General features: G+C 44.7%; 25 protein-coding genes. 21 read left to right on the top strand and 4 right to left on the bottom strand.

The window, feature by feature from the left end; all coding sequences use genetic code 11:
* Window positions 1-24: 24 nt before the first annotated feature.
* Window positions 25-1233 carry an O-succinylhomoserine sulfhydrylase gene (locus tag ICN22_RS07215; RefSeq protein ID WP_216169589.1) on the top strand — a complete coding sequence of 403 codons (1209 nt, stop codon included), beginning with the start codon at window positions 25-27 and terminating at the stop codon, window positions 1231-1233.
* 3 nt (window positions 1234-1236) lie between these two features.
* Window positions 1237-1860 (top strand): class I SAM-dependent methyltransferase, encoded by a 624-nt coding sequence (locus ICN22_RS07210; protein WP_216169587.1) that lies wholly within the window; start codon window positions 1237-1239, stop codon window positions 1858-1860.
* Between the two features lie 40 nt (window positions 1861-1900).
* Here the strand turns inward: ICN22_RS07210 and ICN22_RS07205 are convergent, their stop codons facing one another.
* The 3 genes from ICN22_RS07205 to modB form a co-directional block, all read right to left on the bottom strand.
* Window positions 1901-2215, bottom strand: coding sequence for a high-potential iron-sulfur protein (locus ICN22_RS07205; protein WP_216169585.1), 315 nt, complete (start codon window positions 2213-2215; stop codon window positions 1901-1903).
* 170 nt (window positions 2216-2385) lie between these two features.
* Window positions 2386-3495, bottom strand: coding sequence for an ABC transporter ATP-binding protein (locus ICN22_RS07200; protein WP_216169583.1), 1110 nt, complete (start codon window positions 3493-3495; stop codon window positions 2386-2388).
* Window positions 3495-4145, bottom strand: a complete 651-nt coding sequence (gene modB / locus ICN22_RS07195; protein ID WP_216169581.1) for a molybdate ABC transporter permease subunit — start codon at window positions 4143-4145, stop codon at window positions 3495-3497. Before modB ends, ICN22_RS07200 begins: the two co-directional genes overlap by 1 nt.
* A gap of 100 nt (window positions 4146-4245) precedes the next feature.
* Between modB and ICN22_RS07190 the strand changes: the two genes are divergently transcribed.
* The 17 genes from ICN22_RS07190 to mnmH all read left to right on the top strand — a co-directional run bounded on the left by ICN22_RS07190 (window position 4246) and on the right by mnmH (window position 17055).
* Window positions 4246-4590 carry an ArsR/SmtB family transcription factor gene (locus tag ICN22_RS07190; protein WP_216169579.1) on the top strand — a complete coding sequence of 115 codons (345 nt, stop codon included), beginning with the start codon at window positions 4246-4248 and terminating at the stop codon, window positions 4588-4590.
* Window positions 4591-4669: 79 nt separating this feature from the next.
* Complete coding sequence (gene soxC, locus ICN22_RS07185; RefSeq protein ID WP_439650988.1) at window positions 4670-6025, top strand: sulfite dehydrogenase; 1356 nt, start codon at window positions 4670-4672, stop codon at window positions 6023-6025.
* The gene (locus tag ICN22_RS07180) at window positions 6009-7088 is read left to right on the top strand and encodes a c-type cytochrome (RefSeq protein WP_216169577.1); all 1080 of its coding nucleotides are present in this window, start codon (window positions 6009-6011) and stop codon (window positions 7086-7088) included. The genes soxC and ICN22_RS07180 overlap by 17 nt, the downstream gene beginning before the upstream one ends.
* Window positions 7089-7172: 84 nt before the next feature.
* Window positions 7173-7625, top strand: a complete 453-nt coding sequence (gene soxY, locus ICN22_RS07175) for a thiosulfate oxidation carrier protein SoxY (protein ID WP_215329867.1) — start codon at window positions 7173-7175, stop codon at window positions 7623-7625.
* A gap of 57 nt (window positions 7626-7682) precedes the next feature.
* Window positions 7683-7991 carry a thiosulfate oxidation carrier complex protein SoxZ gene (soxZ, locus tag ICN22_RS07170; protein ID WP_216169576.1) on the top strand — a complete coding sequence of 103 codons (309 nt, stop codon included), beginning with the start codon at window positions 7683-7685 and terminating at the stop codon, window positions 7989-7991.
* A 55-nt stretch (window positions 7992-8046) separates the two neighbouring features.
* On the top strand, window positions 8047-8862 hold the full coding sequence (soxA, locus tag ICN22_RS07165; protein WP_216169575.1) for a sulfur oxidation c-type cytochrome SoxA: 816 nt from the start codon (window positions 8047-8049) through the stop codon (window positions 8860-8862).
* A 16-nt stretch (window positions 8863-8878) separates the two neighbouring features.
* A complete protein-coding gene (gene soxX / locus ICN22_RS07160) occupies window positions 8879-9517 on the top strand; it encodes a sulfur oxidation c-type cytochrome SoxX (RefSeq protein WP_216169574.1) in 639 nt (212 codons plus the stop codon).
* Between the two features lie 45 nt (window positions 9518-9562).
* Window positions 9563-11293 carry a thiosulfohydrolase SoxB gene (gene soxB / locus ICN22_RS07155; RefSeq protein ID WP_216169573.1) on the top strand — a complete coding sequence of 577 codons (1731 nt, stop codon included), beginning with the start codon at window positions 9563-9565 and terminating at the stop codon, window positions 11291-11293.
* A gap of 22 nt (window positions 11294-11315) precedes the next feature.
* Window positions 11316-11741 (top strand): DsrE family protein, encoded by a 426-nt coding sequence (locus tag ICN22_RS07150; RefSeq protein WP_216169572.1) that lies wholly within the window; start codon window positions 11316-11318, stop codon window positions 11739-11741.
* 3 nt (window positions 11742-11744) lie between these two features.
* Complete coding sequence (locus ICN22_RS07145; protein WP_255533892.1) at window positions 11745-12713, top strand: MBL fold metallo-hydrolase; 969 nt, start codon at window positions 11745-11747, stop codon at window positions 12711-12713.
* A 59-nt stretch (window positions 12714-12772) separates the two neighbouring features.
* Window positions 12773-13087: a hypothetical protein gene (locus tag ICN22_RS07140; RefSeq protein WP_255533891.1), complete on the top strand. Its 315-nt coding sequence runs from the start codon at window positions 12773-12775 to the stop codon at window positions 13085-13087.
* Between the two features lie 18 nt (window positions 13088-13105).
* Entirely contained in the window at window positions 13106-14227 is a 1122-nt protein-coding gene (locus tag ICN22_RS07135; protein ID WP_216169571.1) for a YeeE/YedE family protein, read from the top strand.
* A 22-nt stretch (window positions 14228-14249) separates the two neighbouring features.
* The gene (locus ICN22_RS07130; protein ID WP_216169570.1) at window positions 14250-14687 is read left to right on the top strand and encodes a YeeE/YedE family protein; all 438 of its coding nucleotides are present in this window, start codon (window positions 14250-14252) and stop codon (window positions 14685-14687) included.
* Window positions 14688-14690: 3 nt separating this feature from the next.
* Window positions 14691-15122 carry a DUF6691 family protein gene (locus ICN22_RS07125; protein WP_216169569.1) on the top strand — a complete coding sequence of 144 codons (432 nt, stop codon included), beginning with the start codon at window positions 14691-14693 and terminating at the stop codon, window positions 15120-15122.
* A 58-nt stretch (window positions 15123-15180) separates the two neighbouring features.
* Window positions 15181-15525, top strand: a complete 345-nt coding sequence (locus ICN22_RS07120) for a protein tyrosine phosphatase family protein (protein ID WP_216169568.1) — start codon at window positions 15181-15183, stop codon at window positions 15523-15525.
* Between the two features lie 28 nt (window positions 15526-15553).
* The gene (locus ICN22_RS07115; RefSeq protein WP_216169567.1) at window positions 15554-15973 is read left to right on the top strand and encodes an acyl-CoA thioesterase; all 420 of its coding nucleotides are present in this window, start codon (window positions 15554-15556) and stop codon (window positions 15971-15973) included.
* A gap of 8 nt (window positions 15974-15981) precedes the next feature.
* On the top strand, window positions 15982-17055 hold the full coding sequence (gene mnmH / locus ICN22_RS07110; RefSeq protein ID WP_216169566.1) for a tRNA 2-selenouridine(34) synthase MnmH: 1074 nt from the start codon (window positions 15982-15984) through the stop codon (window positions 17053-17055).
* Here mnmH and ICN22_RS07105 read toward each other — a convergent pair.
* Window positions 17052-18230, bottom strand: a complete 1179-nt coding sequence (locus ICN22_RS07105) for an acyl-CoA dehydrogenase (protein ID WP_216169565.1) — start codon at window positions 18228-18230, stop codon at window positions 17052-17054. The two genes, mnmH and ICN22_RS07105, sit on opposite strands and share 4 nt — an antisense overlap.
* A 95-nt stretch (window positions 18231-18325) precedes the next feature.
* Between ICN22_RS07105 and ICN22_RS07100 the strand changes: the two genes are divergently transcribed.
* On the top strand, window positions 18326-19036 hold the full coding sequence (locus tag ICN22_RS07100) for a queuosine precursor transporter (protein ID WP_216169564.1): 711 nt from the start codon (window positions 18326-18328) through the stop codon (window positions 19034-19036).
* A gap of 101 nt (window positions 19037-19137) precedes the next feature.
* On the top strand, window positions 19138-20745 hold the full coding sequence (locus ICN22_RS07095) for an ABC-F family ATPase (RefSeq protein WP_216169563.1): 1608 nt from the start codon (window positions 19138-19140) through the stop codon (window positions 20743-20745).
* Window position 20746 lies beyond the last annotated feature (1 nt).

The following is a 20746-nucleotide window of genomic DNA, read 5'->3' as shown; positions in this document are numbered from 1 at the left end:
GTAATTCGGTGTCAAAATAGCGGTATGAAGAGCAAAACTATCCGTAAAAAACCTGATTTCTCCAAACTTTCACTTGAAACCTTGGCGGTTCGTGCAGGTACACGCCGTACCGCTGAATATCAAGAGCACTCCGAGGCTATGTTCCTCACTTCTAGCTTTTGCTTTGATAGTGCTGAACTTGCGGCTGATGGCTTTGCACATGCAGATCAAGGCTTTATTTATTCTCGCTTTACCAATCCCACTGTCAGCATGTTCCAAGATCGATTGGCTGCGCTAGAGGGTGGCGAAGCTTGCATTGCAACTGCTTCAGGTATGGCTGCTATTTTGACAATGGCAATGTCGCATCTTCAAGCGGGAGATCACGTTGTTTGTTCCCGCTCTGTATTTGGTGCCACCATTCAGTTATTTAGCAATATTTTGGGGCGCTTTGGTATTACAACGACCTATGTGGATTTGTCGGATACCAAGGCTTGGCAGACTGCTGTCCAAGAAAATACCAAAATGTTTTACTTGGAAACACCATCCAATCCTTTAACTGAGATTGCTGATATCAAGGCTATCTCCAAGATAGCAAAGAAAGCTAGGGCGCTATTTGCGGTTGACAACTGTTTCTGTACGCCGGCTTTGCAAAGACCTATCTTATTAGGCGCTGACGTAGTGATCCATTCAGCAACCAAATACTTGGATGGTCAGGGTCGCGTAGTTGGTGGTGCGATTGTGGGTAGCAATGATTTCATTATGGGCAAAGTATTTCCCTACGTACGTACTGCCGGACCAACACTTTCAGCGTTCAATGCCTGGGTATTCTTAAAAGGTTTAGAGACTCTCGAGTTGCGCATGAAGCAGCAGAGTCAAAATGCGCTGGAGATTGCTCAATGGCTAGAAAAACAGCCGGGAGTAGAACGTGTTTACCATCCCGGTCTGAAGTCTCATCCTCAGCATGCGTTAGCTAAGCGTCAGCAAAAAGCGGGTGGTGCTATTTTGTCTTTCACACTCAAGGGTGGGAAAAAAGCGGCTTTCAAGTTAATCAACCATACTAAACTCTGCTCTATTACGGCAAACCTGGGGGATACTCGTACAACGATTACGCATCCTGCTACAACGACACACTGCCGAGTAAGTCCGGAGGCTCGCAAAGCTGCAGGCATTACTGATGGCTTAGTCCGTATCGCAGTTGGACTTGAGAGCGTAGTGGATTTAAAGAATGATCTCATTGGTGGTTTGAAGAAGTAATTCATGGGCTTTACCGATGCCACCCAGTTCTGGAATGAACGCTTTGATAAACAAGAGTTCATCTTTGGTAAAGAGCCGAATGAATATCTGGTTGAGCAAGCATCCCGTTATCTAAAGCCCAATTCTTCTGTTCTATGCATTGCTGATGGAGAAGGGCGCAATGGCGTTTGGCTCGCCAAGCAAGGTATGCGCGTCACAGGATACGATGTTTCTGATATTGCGCTCGCCAAGGCCAATCAGCTCGCTGCTGACAACCAAGTCAATATTCAGTACAGTCTTTGTGATACCGATGGCTTTGATTGGCAGCCTCATTCTTATGATGCAGTAGTGGGGATCTTCATCCAGTTTGCCGACCCCGAAATGCGCACCAGAATTTTCAAACAAGTACACCAGACTTTGAAATTAGGCGGCCTATTTATTCTGCAGGGATACACCCCAAAGCAATTGGAATACAAAACTGGTGGCCCATCACTAATAGAGCACCTCTATACAGAAGAAATGATTCGTGAACTAAGCAAAGATTTTGAAATACTTGATCTGCAGTGTTACGAGAAAGAATTGTCAGAGGGTGCGAGACACACTGGTATGTCTGCCTTACTTGGGATGGTAGCCAAAAAGAGGTCGTAAAAAAAGCTGCCAAAGCAGCTTTTTAATTCAGCGCTACAGCTTATGCACCAGCCTTCTTAGCGTAAGCAGAGCACCAGCCTTTGCCAGCAACTTGTTTAGCACCAAACAATGAGCAACCACCAGCAGCAGAATCAGCCTTACCTTGGTACAAAGCGCAGTTGCTGCATACCTGACCAGCAGCGTACTTAGGGTACTTTGCTTTATCTACAGTAGAAGCGTTTGCTTTGTAACCCAAAGCAGCAGCTTGTGGATCGGTTTCAGCAACCATGGCTTGAGCTTGAACTTGACCGTTCAAAGCCAAAGTGCAAGCACCAGCGGCGGACAAAATCATAAATTGGCGACGACTATTTTGCATGTAAAGCTCCATATTTCCAAAAAGGGTTATTAAAGTTATCAACTTCAAACCAACATAATAATTAAAATATCACTTCTATGCATAGGGTAATATACTTTAGCGTTTTAGTGGGACATTAATGAACAGTGCCAGCTCGAGAGCTGACTAATGTCTCAGATCAAACCCCCTTTTTAGTGCCCTATAAAGCGCCTAGGATCATTAATGGGGCGTAAGGGCATGATGTGAATTTGATTGCCATCCAGCTCGATATGCATTTGCTTGCCAACCTCCATCTCCAGTCTCTTTACTTCGGCGGAGGAGGCTTCCCATTCAATAGTATTTTTACTTTCTGGAGCGCGTAATTGAATGACGGCTATTTGACCAAGACTGCTCATCTTTTCAACTAAGGCGGGTATGCTGGTTTGCGTTGGTTTGGTATGAACGCTTAGGCCATTTTGGGGAATAACCCAGGCAACTCGGGCTTTTGGTGGAATCTTTCCTTTATCCGCAACTGTAAAGACCTTTTCGCAACCATCCCAACTCAAGCTACCAGCGTCAAACACACCATGAAACATATTGCTGATGCCGACTAATTCAGCAACCCTGGAATTTCTTGGTTTCTGAAAGAGAACATGCGGCGCTGCAGTTTGCAGGCTGATGCCTTGGTCAATCACCGTAATCTGATCAGCCAATAAATCAGCCTCTCGCAGATCATGTGTTACTAATAAGATGGGGATATGTAAATCTGAGCGTAAGTCTGCCAGTGTTTTATAAAGACCTTGGCGCGTTGGTGTATCGATCGCCGAAAATGGCTCATCCAGCAGCAGAACTTTAGGCTGTCTAGCCAGCGCTCTTGCAAGGGCAACGCGTTGCTGCTGACCCCCAGATAATTGATTCGGCATGCGCTCTGCAAGACTGGCAATGCCCATGCGATCTAGCAGATCTAGGCCAATCGCTTTACGCTGGGATCTGTTGTGATCGGAGTTCTGCAATGGAATCATCACATTGCCTAAGGCGCTAAGATGCGGAAAAAGCGCATATTGCTGAAACAAGAAACCGCAAGAGCGTCCTGCAGGAGAGAGCTGTTGAGCTATGTTGCCAAGATCATCGGTTTCAAACCAGACCTTACCATCGCACTCAATTTTCCCGCTGGCAGGATTGTTCAAGCCTGCAATGGTTCTGAGGACTGTAGTTTTCCCACTCCCAGAGGGTCCAACCAATGCATGCAACTCACCCGGGGCGCACTCTAAGCTGATTTGTAGCGGACTTGGGCTATCCTGCTGAATCTTGACCTTTAGCATTAGCTTAGGCCTTTGCGCGGATTTGGTTTACGCCCCAATACTCCATAGGAGAGAGTTATGCATATGAGGGATATGCCTAAGAGCACAAGAGCGATTGCGCCGGCACCAGTAGTATCAAAGCTCTGCACCTTGTCATAAATTGCAATAGAAGCTGTTTTGGTTTCACCTGGTATTGCACCACCAACCATCAGAACCACGCCGAATTCTCCAAGGGTATGGGCGAATGTCAGGGCGGCAGCACCAGTGATCCCGCGCCAAGAGAGTGGAAGTTCAATTAAGCGAAAGATTTGCCAATTACTGAGACCGCTGACTTGGGCAGCTTCTCGAATCTCAGGATTTATGGCCTCAAAGGCTCGCTGTATAGGCTGAATGGCAAATGGAATATTGGCAATGAGCGATGCGATCAAGATCCCCGCAAATGAAAATACAAGGGGAACGCCGAAAATACTCGTGTTACCAAATGAAACCAGAAAGTAATAGCCTAAAACTGTAGGCGGCAGCACTAAAGGAAGCGCCAGAGCAGCCTCAACCCATGGTCGGCTTCTATTGAGATTCATAAGCTCATGAGCTGCCCATATTCCAAATGGCAACATCAGGGCCATGGTCCAAAAAGCAAGCTTTAGGGACAGTAGAATTGCGTCAATATCCATGCCAACATTGTATTGCGTCCACAGACTAGGGTATCTCTCTATATGAATAGGTTGCTCTTAGGCATTTAATATATGTATATATACGCATATATGTTTATAAATGATGAATATAAAAGCTAAAGCAAAAAAAGCCACCAAAGATCTCTCACCACAAGCGATGGAAGAAGTTTTTTCTCGTGTTGCGGAATACTTCAATGTTCTTTCGGAGCCGTCACGCCTACGCATCATGTATGCAGTGTGTAGCGGTGAAAAGTCTGTATCCGAGGTTGTTGAGTTATGTGGCTCGAGCCAGGCCAATGTTTCACGACACCTTTCTGCTCTCAATAAAGCGGGAATTTTGCTTAGACGCAAAGAAGGCATCACTGTCTTTTACTCAATTGCTGATAACACCACGGTAGAAATGTGCCAAACCGTGTGCGCAAAAATTGCTGAGAGTTTGCATTAATTTTGAAGAATCTATTGACCAAAGCAAATATCAAATGACCAAAAAACAAATTGAGATCAGTGCTAAGGACATCAGCGCAATCGAAAAGCCAGCCAATCAGGCTCGACTTGTAAAGGCACCTGAACATTATATTTCTCAGGAGTTGATTGCTGATATCAATGCAAACGGTTTAGATGAAAATCGTCGCGGCTTCTTGCGAAAAGGTTTTATGTCTGCTTTGGGTGGTGTAAGCGCTGGATTAGCATCTCCACTTGTGATGGCATCAGGCGAGGGTGATCCAGCTATTCTGGAAAAACAAGAATGGCAAACAACACTTGGCAAGAATGTGGCAACCATGCCATATGGTGTGCCATCCATTTATGAATCTAACTTAATTCGCCGTGAGTCGCCTGGGCTTACCCGTGTCTCTGCTGCATCTGTAGCCTTTACACCTCTTCAAGGTCTGTTTGGAACTATCACTCCAAACGGTTTACATTTTGAACGACACCACCAAGGCTGGTACAACGTCGATCCAGATAAACATCGTTTGATGGTGAATGGCATGGTCAAAAACCCACGCGTTTTCACGATGAACGACTTGATGCGTTTGCCGTCAGTTTCTCGCACTCACTTCATTGAGTGTGGTGCTAATACTGGATTAGAGTGGGGCAACGTAGCAGTTCCAACCGTGCAATACACGCATGGCATGCTCTCTTGCTGTGAATTCACAGGGGTCCCTTTAAAAATATTGTTAGAAGAGTGCGGCGCTGACCTCAAAAAAGGAAAGTTCATGCTGGCCGAGGGCGGTGATGGCTCAGGAATGACCCGCACCATCAATCTCGAGAGTTGCCTTAACGACACAATTGTTGCTTGGGCTATGAATGGTGAGATGTTGCGTCCAGAAAACGGCTTCCCATTACGCTTGGTAGTTCCTGGGGTGCAGGGTGTTAGTTGGGTGAAGTGGTTACGTCGTTTAGAGGTTGGGGATATGCCTTGGAATACCAAAGACGAAGCGGTTCACTATATAGAATTAATGCCGAGTGGTGATCACCGTCAATATGCCTCAATTCAGGAATGCAAGTCGGTTATCACCACACCATCGGGTGGCCAACAGCTATTGGATAAAGGTTTTTATAACGTGAGTGGTATGGCCTGGTCTGGTCGCGGAAAAATTACTCGAGTAGATGTTTCTTTTGATGGTGGTAATAATTGGCGAACAGCCCGCCTTGAAACGCCTGTACTCACTAAATCTATTACGCGCTTCAATATCGATTGGGTATGGGATGGCTCCCCAGCAATCATGCAATCAAGAGCCGTGGATGACACTGGCTATATTCAACCGTCGATTAAAACATTACGTAATGTACGCGGTACACGCTCTATCTATCACAACAATGCAATCCAATCATGGAAATTGGATTCAAACGGCGAGGTGAGCAATGTTCAAGTTGGATAAATTGAAGATCCGCCTAGGTGTTGCGGCACTCATCACAGTAACTGCACAATTCACATTTGCCCAATCAGGTTCAGCTAAGTTTCCTGGCATTGGCAGGGTAGCAACTCCTGCTGAAGTTACAGCTTGGGATATCGATGTGCGCCCAGACTTTAAGGGTTTACCAAAAGGATCTGGTTCTGTTGAAAAAGGCCAGATTATTTGGGAGGCTCAATGTGCCAGTTGTCACGGCACCTTTGGTGAGTCTAACGAAATCTTTACGCCTATCGCTGGTGGTACCTCCAAGGAAGATCTGAAGACAGGTCGAGTTGCCTCATTAAAAGATATGAAGCAGCCGCAAAGAACAACCTTAATGAAGGTACCCACAGTATCTACATTATGGGATTATATTTATCGCGCTATGCCATGGAATGCTCCAAGATCACTGACCCCTGATGACAGTTATGCATTAGTTGCATTTATTTTGAGTCTCGGTGAAATCGTTCCAGATGATTTTGTTCTTAGCGATAAGAATATCGCTGAAATTAAAATGCCAAATCGGAATGGCATGACGACTAAACACGGCTTCTGGAATGTCAAAGATAAGCCTGACGTTAATGGCAGCGCATGTATGTATAACTGCGTACCATTTGTACAAATTGGGTCAACCTTGCCAGATTTTGCTCGTAACGCCCATGAAAATATTGCCGAGCAAAATCGGATGTATGGACCTTATCGTGGTGCAGACACTACGAAGCCACCGATTAAGCAATTGCCTGGAGCTTCTGGTCTTGGTTTAGCTCACGCAGCAGATACCCATTCTTCTGTAGCAAAAGGTCCCTCAGCCCTCTTCAAAAATGAGAATTGCTCCGCTTGCCATGCGCCCAATGCAAAGCTAGTGGGGCCTTCAATAGCAGATATTGCTAAAAAATATGAGGGTCAGAGCGGTGCAATTGATAAGTTGTCGACCAAGGTAAAAGTTGGGGGAGCGGGAGTATGGGGCTCTATCCCGATGCCGGCTCAAGCTCAGCTTTCTGACGAAGATCGCAAGGCTTTAGTGGTTTGGATGCTTTCTGGCGGTAAATAAAAAGCTATTTTTGCTAATAAACGGGTGTTTTAATGCAAAATAAGCAATAAATTGAGAGAAGTAAAGATTAATAAAGGAGTTTTTATGAATCAGCAGCGTCGCAGTGTATTGAAGTACTCAGCAGTATTTGGCTTGATGGCTTCCACGGGTCTTATTAGCAGCGCTCAAGCACAAGAGTGGAATAAAGCCGCTTTTGAAGGCAAGAGCTTGGACGATGTTTTTAAAATTTTAGGTGCTGGTAGCCCAGATAAATCTGCCGCAGTGACTTTAAATGCACCTGACATTGCTGAAAACGGTGCTGTCGTTCCTGTCGGAATTACCACTACAGCAAAAGCTGAGCAAATGGCAATTTTGGTTGAAAAGAATCCAAGTGCACTCGCAGCTCAATTCTTTATCCCGGCTGGCACAGACGCTTTTGTTACTACCCGTATCAAGATGGGGCAAACATCCAATGTATATGGCTTAGTCAAGGCTGATGGTAAGTGGCTAATGACTGTTAAAGAAGTCAAAGTAACGCTTGGTGGTTGCGGCGGTTAATTCCGCAGCAATTCAATAGAACAATTCATTTATATATAGAGTAAAAAAGGAACCAAAATGGCTGATCCAATGCGCGTAAGAGCTGCTGAAAATGGCGGTACTGTGGACGTAAAAATCTTGATGAAACACGATATGGAATCTGGTCAGCGTAAAGATGCTGCCGGCAAAACTATTCCTCAGTGGTTTATCAGCACCATTAATGTTACTGCCAACGGTAAGAGGGTATTTTCTGGCGAATTTGGTCCTGCAGTTTCTAAGGATCCATTTTTGAACTTTAAATACAAAGGCGCTAAGGGCGACAAAATTACTGTAACTTGGAATGATAATAAGGGCGACAAACGCACTGATGAAGCAACTGTTTCTTAATTGTTTTTTGCTTTAATAAATTTTTACCGCCTCCGTGGTTCTGAAAGGGTAGGAAATGCAGCGTAAATTGACCTTAGGGCTAGCTAGTGGTTTAGTGGCAGCTTTATTAACAATGACATCTTCGGTGTCAGCACAAAAGAGTGCTACCGACGATATCGCTAAATATCGCGAGATGATAGCTGATGGAAATCCCTCAGAGCTCTACGAGGCGGCAGGGGAAGAGTTGTGGAAAAAGCCGGCTGGTCCAAAAAATGCAACTCTTGAGCAATGTAACTTAGGCTTAGGACCTGGTGTAGTGAAAGGTGCAGCGGCACAACTACCACGCTACTTTAAAGATACTAACAAGGTTCAAGATTTAGAGTCACGCTTGATGACGTGTATGCAAGTATTGCAGGGTCGCGATCCCCAGGAAATGATTGATGCTCCATTTCAGAAGGGTCCTAAAAAGGATATGGAGGCTATCGTTGCCTATGTTGTCACTTTATCTAAGGGCGACAAGATTAAGGTAAGTACCGCACATCCCAAAGAAAAAGAGATGTATGACCTTGGTAAGCGCGCTTTCTTCTTCCAGGGTGGTCCAATGGACTTCTCCTGCGCATCTTGTCATGCTGAAAACGGCAAGCGTATACGTTTGCAAGATTTACCAAACATTACAGAACAAAAGGGTGCTGCTTTGGGTTGGGGTTATTGGCCAGCCTACCGAGTATCAAGCGGTCAATTTTGGACGATGCAACAGCGCTTGAACGATTGTTTCCGTCAGCAGCGCTTTCCTTTCCCTATTTATGGCTCAGATGTGACTATCGCTTTGTCCATGTACATGGCAAAAACCGCAAATGGTGGAACAGTTGAAACACCTGGCTTAAAGCGTTAATGGATAAGAGATGAATATGAAAATAACACACTTAAAACAACTCTTAGCTGCTACTGGATTTATTTTTGCTACTGGTTTGGTGCAGACTCCTGCTCTTGCTCAACAAAAAAATGATCCAAAATTTAACAAGATGATTCAAGAGAGTTTTCGCGCCGACGGTATTGCAGCATTGACTCGGATTGATCAAGATGCTACTCAGAAGTTCTGTTCAGATCCTAAGTTTGCTGATAGCAAGCAAGGTCAAGCTATGCGCGAGAAAATCCAGAAGATCAATATGGACTCGATCAAGCAGCCATCCGATGGGAAATACATTGGTGACTGGAAGAATGGTGAGCGAATCGCACAAAGTGGTCGTGGTGCAACTTGGACTGATACTGCTGAAACTCCTATTGGTGGGGGTTGCTACAACTGTCACCAGATTGATTCCAAAGAAATCTCTTATGGAAATATTGGCCCATCCCTAACTGGCTATGGAAAAATACGCGGATATTCACCAGAGGTTGTTACATATACCTGGAACCGAATTAACAACTCCAAGGCGTATAACGCTTGCAGTAATATGCCGCGCTTTGCCCACTTCAAGTTATTAAATGAGAAGCAAATGCAAGATGTCATGGCTTTGCTGCTTGATCCAGAATCACCTGTGAACAAATAACACATTTAAACAGGCCGTAAGGCCTGTTTTCTTAAGGGAATCACTATGTCACTAAATCGTCGTGAGTTTTTGCAGGCATTGGCTATCGCCTCTGCTGGTGGAATGAGTTTGCAATCTAATTTTGCTAGCGCGCAGACAAGTGCCCAGAAATTCTATGATTTGCCAAAGTTTGGTAACGTGCATTTCTTGCATTTCACAGACTGCCATGCGCAATTGCTACCAATCTATTTCCGTGAGCCCAATGTCAATCTTGGTATTGGTGTGCAAGAAAGTAAGACGCCTCATATAGTTGGCGAATATTTTCTAAAGGCTAACGGCATTAAGCCAGGGACGCGCGATGCGCACGCCTTTACTTATGTTGATTACGTTGCAGCTGCGCAAAATTACGGCAAGATGGGTGGCTTCGCTCATATGGCAACTTTGATTAAACAAATTAAAGCTAGTCGTCCGGGTGCTATGTTAATGGATGGTGGTGATACTTGGCAGGGTTCTGCTACAGCACTCTGGACTAATGGTCAGGATATGGTTGACGCGGCCTTGCTCTTGGGTGTTGATGTCATGACTCCGCATTGGGAAATGACCCTGGGTGAGAAGCGCGTCATGGAAATTGTGAATGGCGATTTCAAGGGAAAGGTTTCTTTTCTTGCTCAAAATATTAAGACTGCAGACTTTGGTGACTCTGTATTCAATCCGTATTTGATGAAGGTGCAGAATGGTATTCAGGTAGCCATTATTGGTCAGGCCTTCCCATACACGCCAATTGCTAACCCTCGTTATTTCACCCCAGACTGGACATTTGGTATTCAGGAAGAAAATCTTCAGAAGACCATTAATGAAGTAAAGGCTAAAGGCGCAAAAGTGGTCGTGCTGCTGTCACATAACGGTATGGACGTGGATTTGAAGATGGCATCTCGTGTTACTGGTTTAGATGCGATTATGGGTGGCCACACGCATGATGGCGTTCCGACTCCAGTCAAAGTGAAGAACTCGGGTGGAGTAACTTTAGTTACCAATGCAGGCTCAAATAGTAAATTCTTAGGTGTACTCGATTTTGATGTGAAGGGTGGCAAGCCAGTAGATTTCCGCTACAAGCTTTTCCCAATCTTCTCAAATATGATTCCTGCCGATCCTGCGATGAATAAGCTGATTGCTAAGGTACGAGCGCCATATGAAGCTAAGTTGAATGAGAAATTAGCTACTACCGATGGTCTTTTGTATCGTCGCGGTAACTTCAATGGTAGTTTCGATCAGTTAATTTTGGATGGATTGATGGCTCAGAAGAATGCGGAGATTGCTTTCTCTCCAGGCTTCCGATGGGGCACCAGCTTATTGCCTGGGCAAGCTATTACCCGTGAGAATTTATTAGATCAAACCGCCATTACCTATCCATACACCACAGTTACCAATATGACTGGTGAAACTATCAAGACTATTTTGGAAGACGTGGCAGACAATTTATTTAATCCGGATCCGTATTACCAACAGGGTGGCGACATGGTTCGTGTAGGTGGCATGCAGTACACCATTGACCCAGCAGCATCTGCCGGCAAGCGGATTAGTGATATGCGTTTAAATGGCAAGGACATTGATCCTAACAAGACATACAAGGTTGCTGGCTGGGCACCAGTCAGTGAGGATGCTAAGAATGCTGGTGGCGAAGCAATTTGGGATGTGATGGAGCGTCATTTGCGTGATGTGAAGGTGGTGAAAGCTGTGAAGCTTAATGAGCCCATCATTAAAGGTGTAAAAAATAATCCTGGAATGGTTTCACTCTAATACTTTTTATACGAGATCGATAATGAAAAAATTACTTCAGTGCCTAGTAATTACTTTTGCTCTGTTTACTATGGGGACTCATGCTGCAGGACCCACAGAAGTGGTTTATCACATTGATGATGCTGAGTCTCAGGGCATTAAAGGTCTGCGTAATATACGGAATCATTTGGATGTATCCCCAAAGACCAAAATCATTGTGGTTACTCATGCCAACGGCGTCGATATCATGATGGAAGGCGCAAAAGATAAGAAGAATGGAATTGAATATGCGCCCCTAGTAGGTGCATTGAAGTCACGTGGTGTTCGTTTTGAAGTTTGCGAGATTACATTAACCAACCGTAATCTGAAGAAAGATCAATTTACTCTAGATACAGACTTCACTCCATCGGGAGTAGTTCGCGTTGCTGATCTTCAGTATCAAAATCATTTCGCTTATATCAAGCCTTAATTTATGCAATTAGCGTGCTATATGTTGCGCTCTTATGTTCTGAGAGTACTTTCTATAGGTTCGCTTTGGCTGCTGATATCTATATCTATTGTTTATGCTTCTGATGATTTAATCTTAAAGCCTATCCAGGTTGCGCCAAATACGTATTTCGTAAAAGGCTTGGCGGAGATGGGTAGTAGTAAAAATCAAAACTTTATTTCTAATGCGGGCTTTGTGATTACAGCAAAGGGTGTTGTTGTTGTTGATGCTCTGGGTTCACCAGCACTCGCCAAAAAGCTGATTTCCGAAATTAAAAAAATTACTCCTCAAAAAATTGTTGCTGTCATCGTTACGCACTACCATGCAGACCACGTCTACGGACTACAAGAGTTCAAGCAGCTTGGTGCGAAGATTTATGCGCAAGGGGAGGGTAGAAACTATATCTCTTCTGAAACTGCTCGGCAGCGTCTGATTGCATCACGAACTGATTTTGCGCCTTGGGTAAACGCATCCACTCATTTAATGTCAGCAGATGTTTGGATAGATCAGAGTTTCACGCTCACAGTCGGTGGAGTCGAGTTTAAGATTCGTAGAGTGGGGCCCGCTCATGCGCCCGAGGACCTAATTATTTATGTGCCATCTGAAAAAGTCCTCTTTGCAGGAGACTTGGTTTTTCGGGGTCGCATCCCCTTTGTTGGTAATGCTGATAGCAAAGGCTGGTTGCAAGCTTTGAATGAAATTGAATCACTAAACCCCAGCATTGTGATTCCTGGCCATGGAGCGCACTCTATTAATCCAATTCAAGATATTGGTTTCACCAGGGAGTATTTGAGGTATTTACGTCAATCAATGGCAAAGTCGGCTATCGATATGGATCCTTTTGAGGAGGCCTATCAGCAGGCTGATTGGTCGGAATACGAAGGAATGCCCTTGTTTAGGGCGGCAAACCGCATGAATGCCTATAACGTCTACCTATCAATTCAGGCGGAATAAGGCATATTTGTCATCTGGCTTTAAAATAGCTGTCTACTTCGCTAAATGACTGATTTCAAATGAAATTACCACTGATTAAGCTTGTATTTACCTTTGCTGCTTTGTTCGGTCTGTATTTGTCCGCCCATGCCACGCCGGATATTGCCAATGGCAAAAAAATTGACCAAGAGAAATGCTACGCCTGCCATGCCAAAAAATCCGGCTTTGGTAATGGTGACATGATCTACACCCGCAGCGATAGCAAGGTTAAAAACCTTCAAAACCTAAGGACAATGGTTGCTAGGTGTAATACAGAATTACGTCTTGATCTTTTCCCTGAGGATGAGGCTGATGTAACAGCCTTTCTCAATAAGCAGTTTTATAAATTTAAATAATTTCAGTAAAGATTTTTTATGGATGCGGTAGATATTTCTTCTCTTAGCAAATCAGTTTTATTTGCTACCTTTGCAGTGACTTTCCTGCTAGGTGCAGTGATGCAAAAAACAGGTTTCTGTAGCATGGGTGCAGTTTCAGATATTTTTATTATGTCTAGCTGGGATCGTCTAAAGCAATGGTTTCTGGCCATCGGTGTTGCGATCATTGGGTTTGCTTTGATGTCTTACTTTGGTCTTATTGATCCACTTAAAAGTTTCTATACTAGCAATAAGTTTTTATGGTTGTCTTCCATTGTAGGTAGCACTCTATTTGGTTTTGGCATGGTGCTTTCCTCTGGTTGCGGCAGCAAGACGCTTGTCCGTATTGGCGGCGGTAACCTCAAATCCGTTATTGTTTTCCTCGTTCTTGGGCTTACAGCTTATATGACCATGAAGGGCTTCCTCGGTGTTATACGCATCAACACCTTGGACTCTGTCTTCTTGGCATTGAATACGCCTCAAGATCTTCCAAGTATCTTAAGTTCAGTAACAGGTATTGCTCGCAACAACTTACACCTAGCTTTAGGTTTAGTAGTGGGGTCTGCCTTTATTGCTTATGCACTTGCAAGCAAAGCTTTCTGTACCGCTGAAAACCTATTTGCTGGAACTTTTGTTGGCCTAGCTATTTGTGCTGTTTGGTGGATATCAGGTAACTTAGGATTTGTTGCCGAGGATCCCAATACCCTGGAAGAGGTTTTCTTAGTAACCAATTCCGGTCGTATGGAGAGCCTCTCTTTTGTAGCGCCTTATGCCTTTTCCCTGGATTGGTTAATGATGTATAGCGATACTTCAAAGGTAATCACGGTCGGTATCGCTGCTGTTTTTGGAATGATTTCTGGATCTTTCTGCGTTTCTATTCTGACTAAGTCATTCCGTTGGGAGAGCTTCCGCGATACGGAAGATACGGCCAATCACTTAATTGGTGCGACTTTGATGGGTTTTGGCGGGGTTACTGCGCTTGGTTGTACTGTTGGCCAAGGCTTAAGCGGTATCTCTACGCTGGCAATTGGATCACTGCTTGCCTTGCCAGGATTTATCTTCGGCGCCTACCTAGCTCTTCTGTATTTAGAAACGCGCAATGCACCTAATCCCTGTAGTTAACTCATAAACTAGGCTGGATCATATGCAGATAGATTGGCTTGCTTTTACTCCTGGCCCCGCATTTTTTGGTGGAATTTTGTTGGGTCTTGCGGCTGCCTTATATGCCATTCTCCATGGCCGCATCTTAGGTATCAGTGGAATTGTTTCCGGACTACTGTCGCCTAAAGAAGGTGATGTTAATTGGCGCTTAAGTCTTGCTTTGGGAATATTGAGCGCACCACTTTTAAGCAGCTTGTTTTTTGATCTTCACACAACGACTGTGATTGATGCCGATTGGATCTCCATTATTGTTGCTGGTTTACTCGTCGGTTTTGGTGCCAACTATGGCTCAGGTTGCACTAGCGGTCATGGTGTTTGCGGTCTGTCCCGTCTCTCGCCAAGATCTTTAGTTGCTACAGTGTCTTTCATGACTGCTGGATTTTTAATAGTCTTTGTCATTCGTCATGTATTGGGTTTATAAATCATGAGAAGACATTTCAATTTTTATAGCCAGTATTTGATTGGCGTTTTATTTGGAGTTGGCTTGATCATTTCCGGCATGAGCAACCCGCAAAAGATTCTGAATTTTCTTGATCTAGCTGGTAACTGGGATCCATCCTTAATCTTTGTGATGGGCGGAGCAATCCTGGTGGGTCTCGCTGGTTTTTATTTGGTCTCCAAGCGTTCGGAAGCTTTTTTTGGTGCCGCACTACATATTCCCACTCGTAGAGATATTTCGAAGCCCCTCATCATTGGCAGCCTCATTTTTGGTGCGGGCTGGGGGATCGCTGGTTTCTGTCCAGGCCCTGCAATTGTTGCTCTCGGGGCTGGTCACCTTAAGGCTCTCGTCTTTATATTGGCAATGCTTGCTGGTATGGCAATCTGCAACCGCTTTCTTACGGGCCACAAAAAGTAAGTCTGATTTAGAATCTTAGCTATTAGTTTTTAAATTCTTATTATTTTTTGAGGTTTAGATGAGCCTTCCTATCGCCTGCCATACCGATCATTTCGGTACATTGGGTCAAATTGACCCAAGCCACTTAGCTGAGATTGTTAAACAAGGTTACAAAAGTGTTATCAACAATCGTCCAGATTTTGAGGGTGGCCCTAGTCAGCCCACTAATGCAGAAATTCAGGCTCAAGCCGAAGCCCTAGGTTTGAACTATGCTTTTTTACCTGTAATCCCTGGAGCATTTACGCCAGATCAAGTTATTGAGATGGCGCGCTTACTAAAGACAATGCCAGGTCCTATTTTGGCTTTCTGTCGTTCTGGTGCTCGCTCTACTAATTTGTATCACATGGCTTTGCAAGTTCGCTAATAAATGATTGATCATTTAGTAAACATTCATGCGTATTGAAATTCCGGAAGAAAAAAAGTTTGTACACCAAATGTGTATGCCGATTCGTTGGGGTGACATGGACGCATATGGGCATGTTAATAACACGGTGTACTTTCGGTATATGGAGCAGGCTAGGGTAGAGTGGATTACATCCATGGGTTATAGCGTTACTCCTGGCGATGAATCTATGTTGATGATTAATGGTTTTTGTAATTTTCATCAACAACTTACCTATCCAGGTGAACTCATTTTAAAAACCTACATTGGTAATATTGGACGCTCTAGTGTGGATGTTTACACCACGATGGCTTTAGCTACTCAGCCAGATACGATGGCTGCGGTCGGTGGCGCTACTATGGTGTGGGTGGACATGAAAACAGGTAAATCATCACCTTGGCCTGAACACGTGATCTCTAAGCTGCAATAGGATAATTTTTGCAACCCAGTAACCCGCATATTCTCAACATTGAAATATTGGCATCCTCTTTGCCTGAGTTTGATGCCATTATTGATGTGAGAACACCAGCGGAGTTTGTTTTAGATCATATTCCTGGCGCCATCAATCTTCCCGTCTTAAGTAACAAGGAGCGTATTGAGATTGGAACGCTGTATAAGCAAGCCTCGCCATTTGTTGCTAAGAAATTGGGCGCTGCTTATGTCTCGCGCAATATTGCCAATCATATAGAAAATTCCCTGATTGATTTTCCGAGGGAGTGGCGCCCCTTAATTTATTGCTGGCGTGGTGGCGAACGTAGCGGCGCCTTTACCCACATCCTCAATCGTATAGGCTGGAAAGCCCTACAATTGCAAAGTGGATACCAAGGCTTTCGGCGTGTTGTGATCAATGATCTGGAGCAAGCTGCTAAAGATTTTTCTTTTCAAGTTATTGCTGGCATGACTGGAAGTGGTAAGACCCGCATTCTCCAGGAAATTGGTTTACTTGATCAGCAAATACTAGATCTTGAAGGCTTAGCTATTCACCGTGGATCAGTGCTGGGTAATGAACCTAATATAGAACAGCCTTCACAAAAAGGCTTTGAGACGAACCTATGGAATGCATTGAATTCATTAGATCCATCCAGGATAGTATTTGTTGAGTCGGAAAGTAAAAAGGTGGGGGGTGTGCATATTCCTGATCCTTTGATGGAGCGCATTCGAGATGGCCAATGCATAGAAATTAGATCTAGCACGCATACGCGAGTATCTTGGTTGCTACGCGAATATCATCATTTTTTATCCAATCCCGAAAGCTTTAAAGAAAAGCTGAGCTTGCTGACATCACGATATGGCAAGGAGCAAATCACTAAATGGCATGAGGCCATTGATGCTGGTGATTTTGAGAGTTTGGTCGAAGAATTATTGGTGATGCATTACGACCCATCCTACCAATCCTCAATTATTCGTAATTTCCCGAGCTATCGCGAAGATCACTTTGTGCAACTTGAGAATGACAGCGATGAAGCCTTTGCAAAAACAGCAAAAGACCTCATCACCAAACTTGGGCTTTAACTAAAAGCCTGGATTCCAGTTTGTGCACGACCTAAGATGAGGGCATGAATATCGTGTGTACCTTCGTAGGTATTGACGACCTCCAGATTAAGCATATGACGAATGACGCCATATTCATCTGATATACCATTGCCGCCGTGCATATCTCTCGCTAGGCGGGCAATATCCAATGACTTTCCACAAGAGTTGCGCTTCATGATGGAGGTGATTTCTGGTGCAGCAATACCTTCATCTTTCATGCGACCTAAACGTAGGCAGCCTTGTAGTGCCAAGGTAATTTCAGTTTGCATATCTGCAAGCTTCTTTTGAACTAGTTGATTTGCTGCGAGAGGGCGATCAAATTGCTTGCGATCCATAGTGTATTGGCGCGCTGCATACCAACACCATTCAGCAGCGCCAAGCGTGCCCCAGGCAATTCCGTATCTGGCTGAGTTCAAGCAGGTAAATGGACCCTTGAGGCCGGTAATTTCTGGGAATTCATTTTCGGCTGGAACAAAGACTTCATCCATGACGATTTCACCAGTAATGGAGGCGCGCAGACCCATTTTGCCGCTGATCTTAGGTGCAGACAAGCCCTTCATCCCTTTTTCTAGAATGAAGCCTCTAATCAAGCCCTCATCATTTTTAGCCCAGACAACAAATACATCTGCAATCGGAGAATTAGAGATCCACATCTTAGAGCCAGTTAATGAGAAGCCGCCTGGAACTTTTTTGGCTCTGGTAATCATGCCGCCGGCATCAGAGCCATAGTTAGGCTCAGTCAAACCAAAGCAGCCGATCCATTCTCCGGTCGCTAACTTCGGTAAGTATTTTTGCTTTTGTGCTTCAGTACCAAATTCATTAATCGGCACCATGACTAAAGACGACTGCACGCTCATCATGGAGCGGTAACCAGAATCAACTCGCTCAATTTCGCGAGCAATCAGTCCATAAGAAACGTAATTGAGATTTGCGCCGCCGTACTGCTCAGGAATAGTGATCCCTAAAAGGCCTAGCTCGCCCATTTCACGGAAGATAGCAGAGTCAGTAGTCTCATTACGAAAAGCATCATGTATACGTGGCATCAATCGACCCTGCGCATATTCAGCAGCAGCATCACGCACCATGCGCTCATCTTCTGTCAGTTGCGTATCAAGGAGTAGGGGGTCGGCCCAATTAAAACTAGCTATGCTCATGGTTCTTAATGATCCTATAGGGGGGTTTAATCTGCATTTTGTTAATTTTCAAGAATGCGGATATTCTTTTATCTATTATCCATTTTTCCAGACATATGGACGCATCTAGACGTCATCATCGTTATTACGACCTGATATTGGCTGCCTTTGTTGTGGTTCTGCTGTGCTCCAACTTCATCGGCGCTGGCAAGGCTGCCACCTTAGATTTGCCCTTTTTTGGCAGTGTGACCTTTGGGGCTGGAATCCTCTTTTTTCCGATTGCTTACTTTTTTGGCGATATCCTGACTGAGGTCTATGGCTACGCTTACGATCGCCGGGCAGTTTGGGCAGGTTTTGCATCCCTAGCCTTTGCCGCCATCATGGCGCAACTAGTGATTGCTTTGCCAGTCGCCCCTGGCTCCTATATGGCTAACTACCAGCAGGGCATGGAAACGGTCTTTGGTAATTCTTGGCGAGTAGCACTTGCCTCCATGATTGCTTTTTGCTGCGGTAGTTTCGTAAATAGCTATACCCTAGCGAAAATGAAGATCCTGACCCAAGGGCGCCACCTGTGGATGCGCACTATAGGGTCTACCGCCTGCGGAGAATTGGTCGACTCCTCACTCTTCTATATGCTGGCCTTTTACGGTCTATGGCCGATTAATGAGGTCTTGGCTGTCGCTGCATCTCAATACGTCCTAAAGACTGCCTGGGAGGTTTTAGCAACCCCTTTAACGTATTGGGTGATTGGTTTTCTGAAGCGCAAGGAAAATCAGGACCACTACGATATTCACACTGATTTCACGCCATTTAAGCTGAAAGTCTAAATTACGGCTTTTTTAGCCGCAAGCCGTTAAAATGATGCACTTTGATGCAGAACCTGCATCCGCATCCTCGAATTGACCTATCAGAAAGTAAGAATACATCCGTGCTGTCCGCATCTAATATCACTATGCAGTTTGGGGCGAAACCCCTGTTTGAAAACATTTCCGTTAAGTTTGGCGGCGGTAATCGATATGGCCTCATTGGCGCCAACGGTTGTGGTAAATCCACTTTCATGAAGATTTTGGGTGGAGAGTTAGAACCAACTAGCGGAAACGTGAGCCTCGATCCTGGTATTCGTTTGGGTAAGTTGCGCCAGGACCAATTCGCTTACGAAGATCAGCGCGTACTCGATGTGGTGATGATGGGCCACGAAGAAATGTGGAAAGCTGCTGCAGAGCGTGATGCGATTTATGCAAACCCCGATGCCACTGATGAAGACTATATGAAAGCTGCCGAACTCGAGGGCAGTTATGCAGAGTATGGTGGTTACACCGCGGAAGCTAAGGCAGGGGAGTTGTTATTGGGAATCGGTATTCCGATTGAGCAACACAATGGGCCAATGAGTGCCGTGGCTCCGGGTTGGAAATTGCGCGTATTGTTGGCGCAAGCCTTGTTTTCTGATCCAGATGTATTGCTACTAGATGAGCCAACCAATAACTTGGATATTCACTCTATTCATTGGCTTGAAGATATTCTGAACCAAATTAAGAGCACGATTGTCATCATTTCCCATGATCGCCACTTCCTCAATGAGGTGTGCACGCATATGGCGGATATGGACTTCGGTACTCTGAAAGTTTATCCAGGTAATTATGACTCCTACATGTTGGCTTCTGTTCAGGCTCGTGCACAACAGCTAAGCTCCAACGATAAGGCTAAGGAAAAGATTGCTGAATTAGCGGCTTTCGTGGCCCGATTCTCTGCAAATGCATCTAAGGCGCGTCAGGCTACTTCACGTCAAAAACAATTAGAGAAAATTGAGATTGTTGAAATAAAACCTTCTTCGCGTCAGAACCCATTTATTCGTTTTGAATCTGAGAAGAAGTTACACAATATGGCGGTTGAGTGTAATGCGCTCTCCAAGGCATATGACCGTCCAATTTTTAAGAACTTCAAGATCGGTATCCGCGCTGGTGAAAAGATTGCCATCATTGGTCAGAACGGCGCTGGCAAGACAACGCTGCTAAAGACTATTCTCAGCAAACGCTTTAGCGGGATTTCAGCAGATAGTGGTGATGTGAAGTGGGCTGAGAATGCTAACGTTGGTGTCATGCCTCAGGACAATACCGAGATGTTCGCAAAAGACGAATTGCTTATGGATTGGATGAATGAATGGCGTAATACTGGTGACGATGATCAGGTCATTCGTGGCACCTTAGGCCGCCTCTTATTTTCTGGCGATGATATCGGTAAGTCTGTCAAAGTGTTGTCTGGCGGCGAAAAGGGTCGCATGATTTGGGGTAAGTTGATGCTACAAAAGCACAACGTGCTTGCAATGGATGAGCCAACTAACCACATGGATATGGAATCGATCGAGAGTTTGCAAATTGCTCTTGAGAAATACGAAGGTACTTTAATTTTCGTATCTCATGATCGTGAGTTTGTCTCAGCTTTAGCGAATCGTATCCTTGAAGTAAAGATGGATGGAACGATTACTGACTACTCAGGAACCTACGAAGAGTATTTACGTAGCCAAGCTTTAGCTGGCTAAA

Origin of the sequence: Polynucleobacter bastaniensis, from assembly GCF_018882205.1 — a bacterium.
Taxonomy (GTDB): Bacteria; Pseudomonadota; Gammaproteobacteria; order Burkholderiales; family Burkholderiaceae; genus Polynucleobacter; species Polynucleobacter bastaniensis.
Note: the sequence above shows the minus strand (reverse complement) of the source record. Positions and strands in the feature narration are given on the sequence as shown.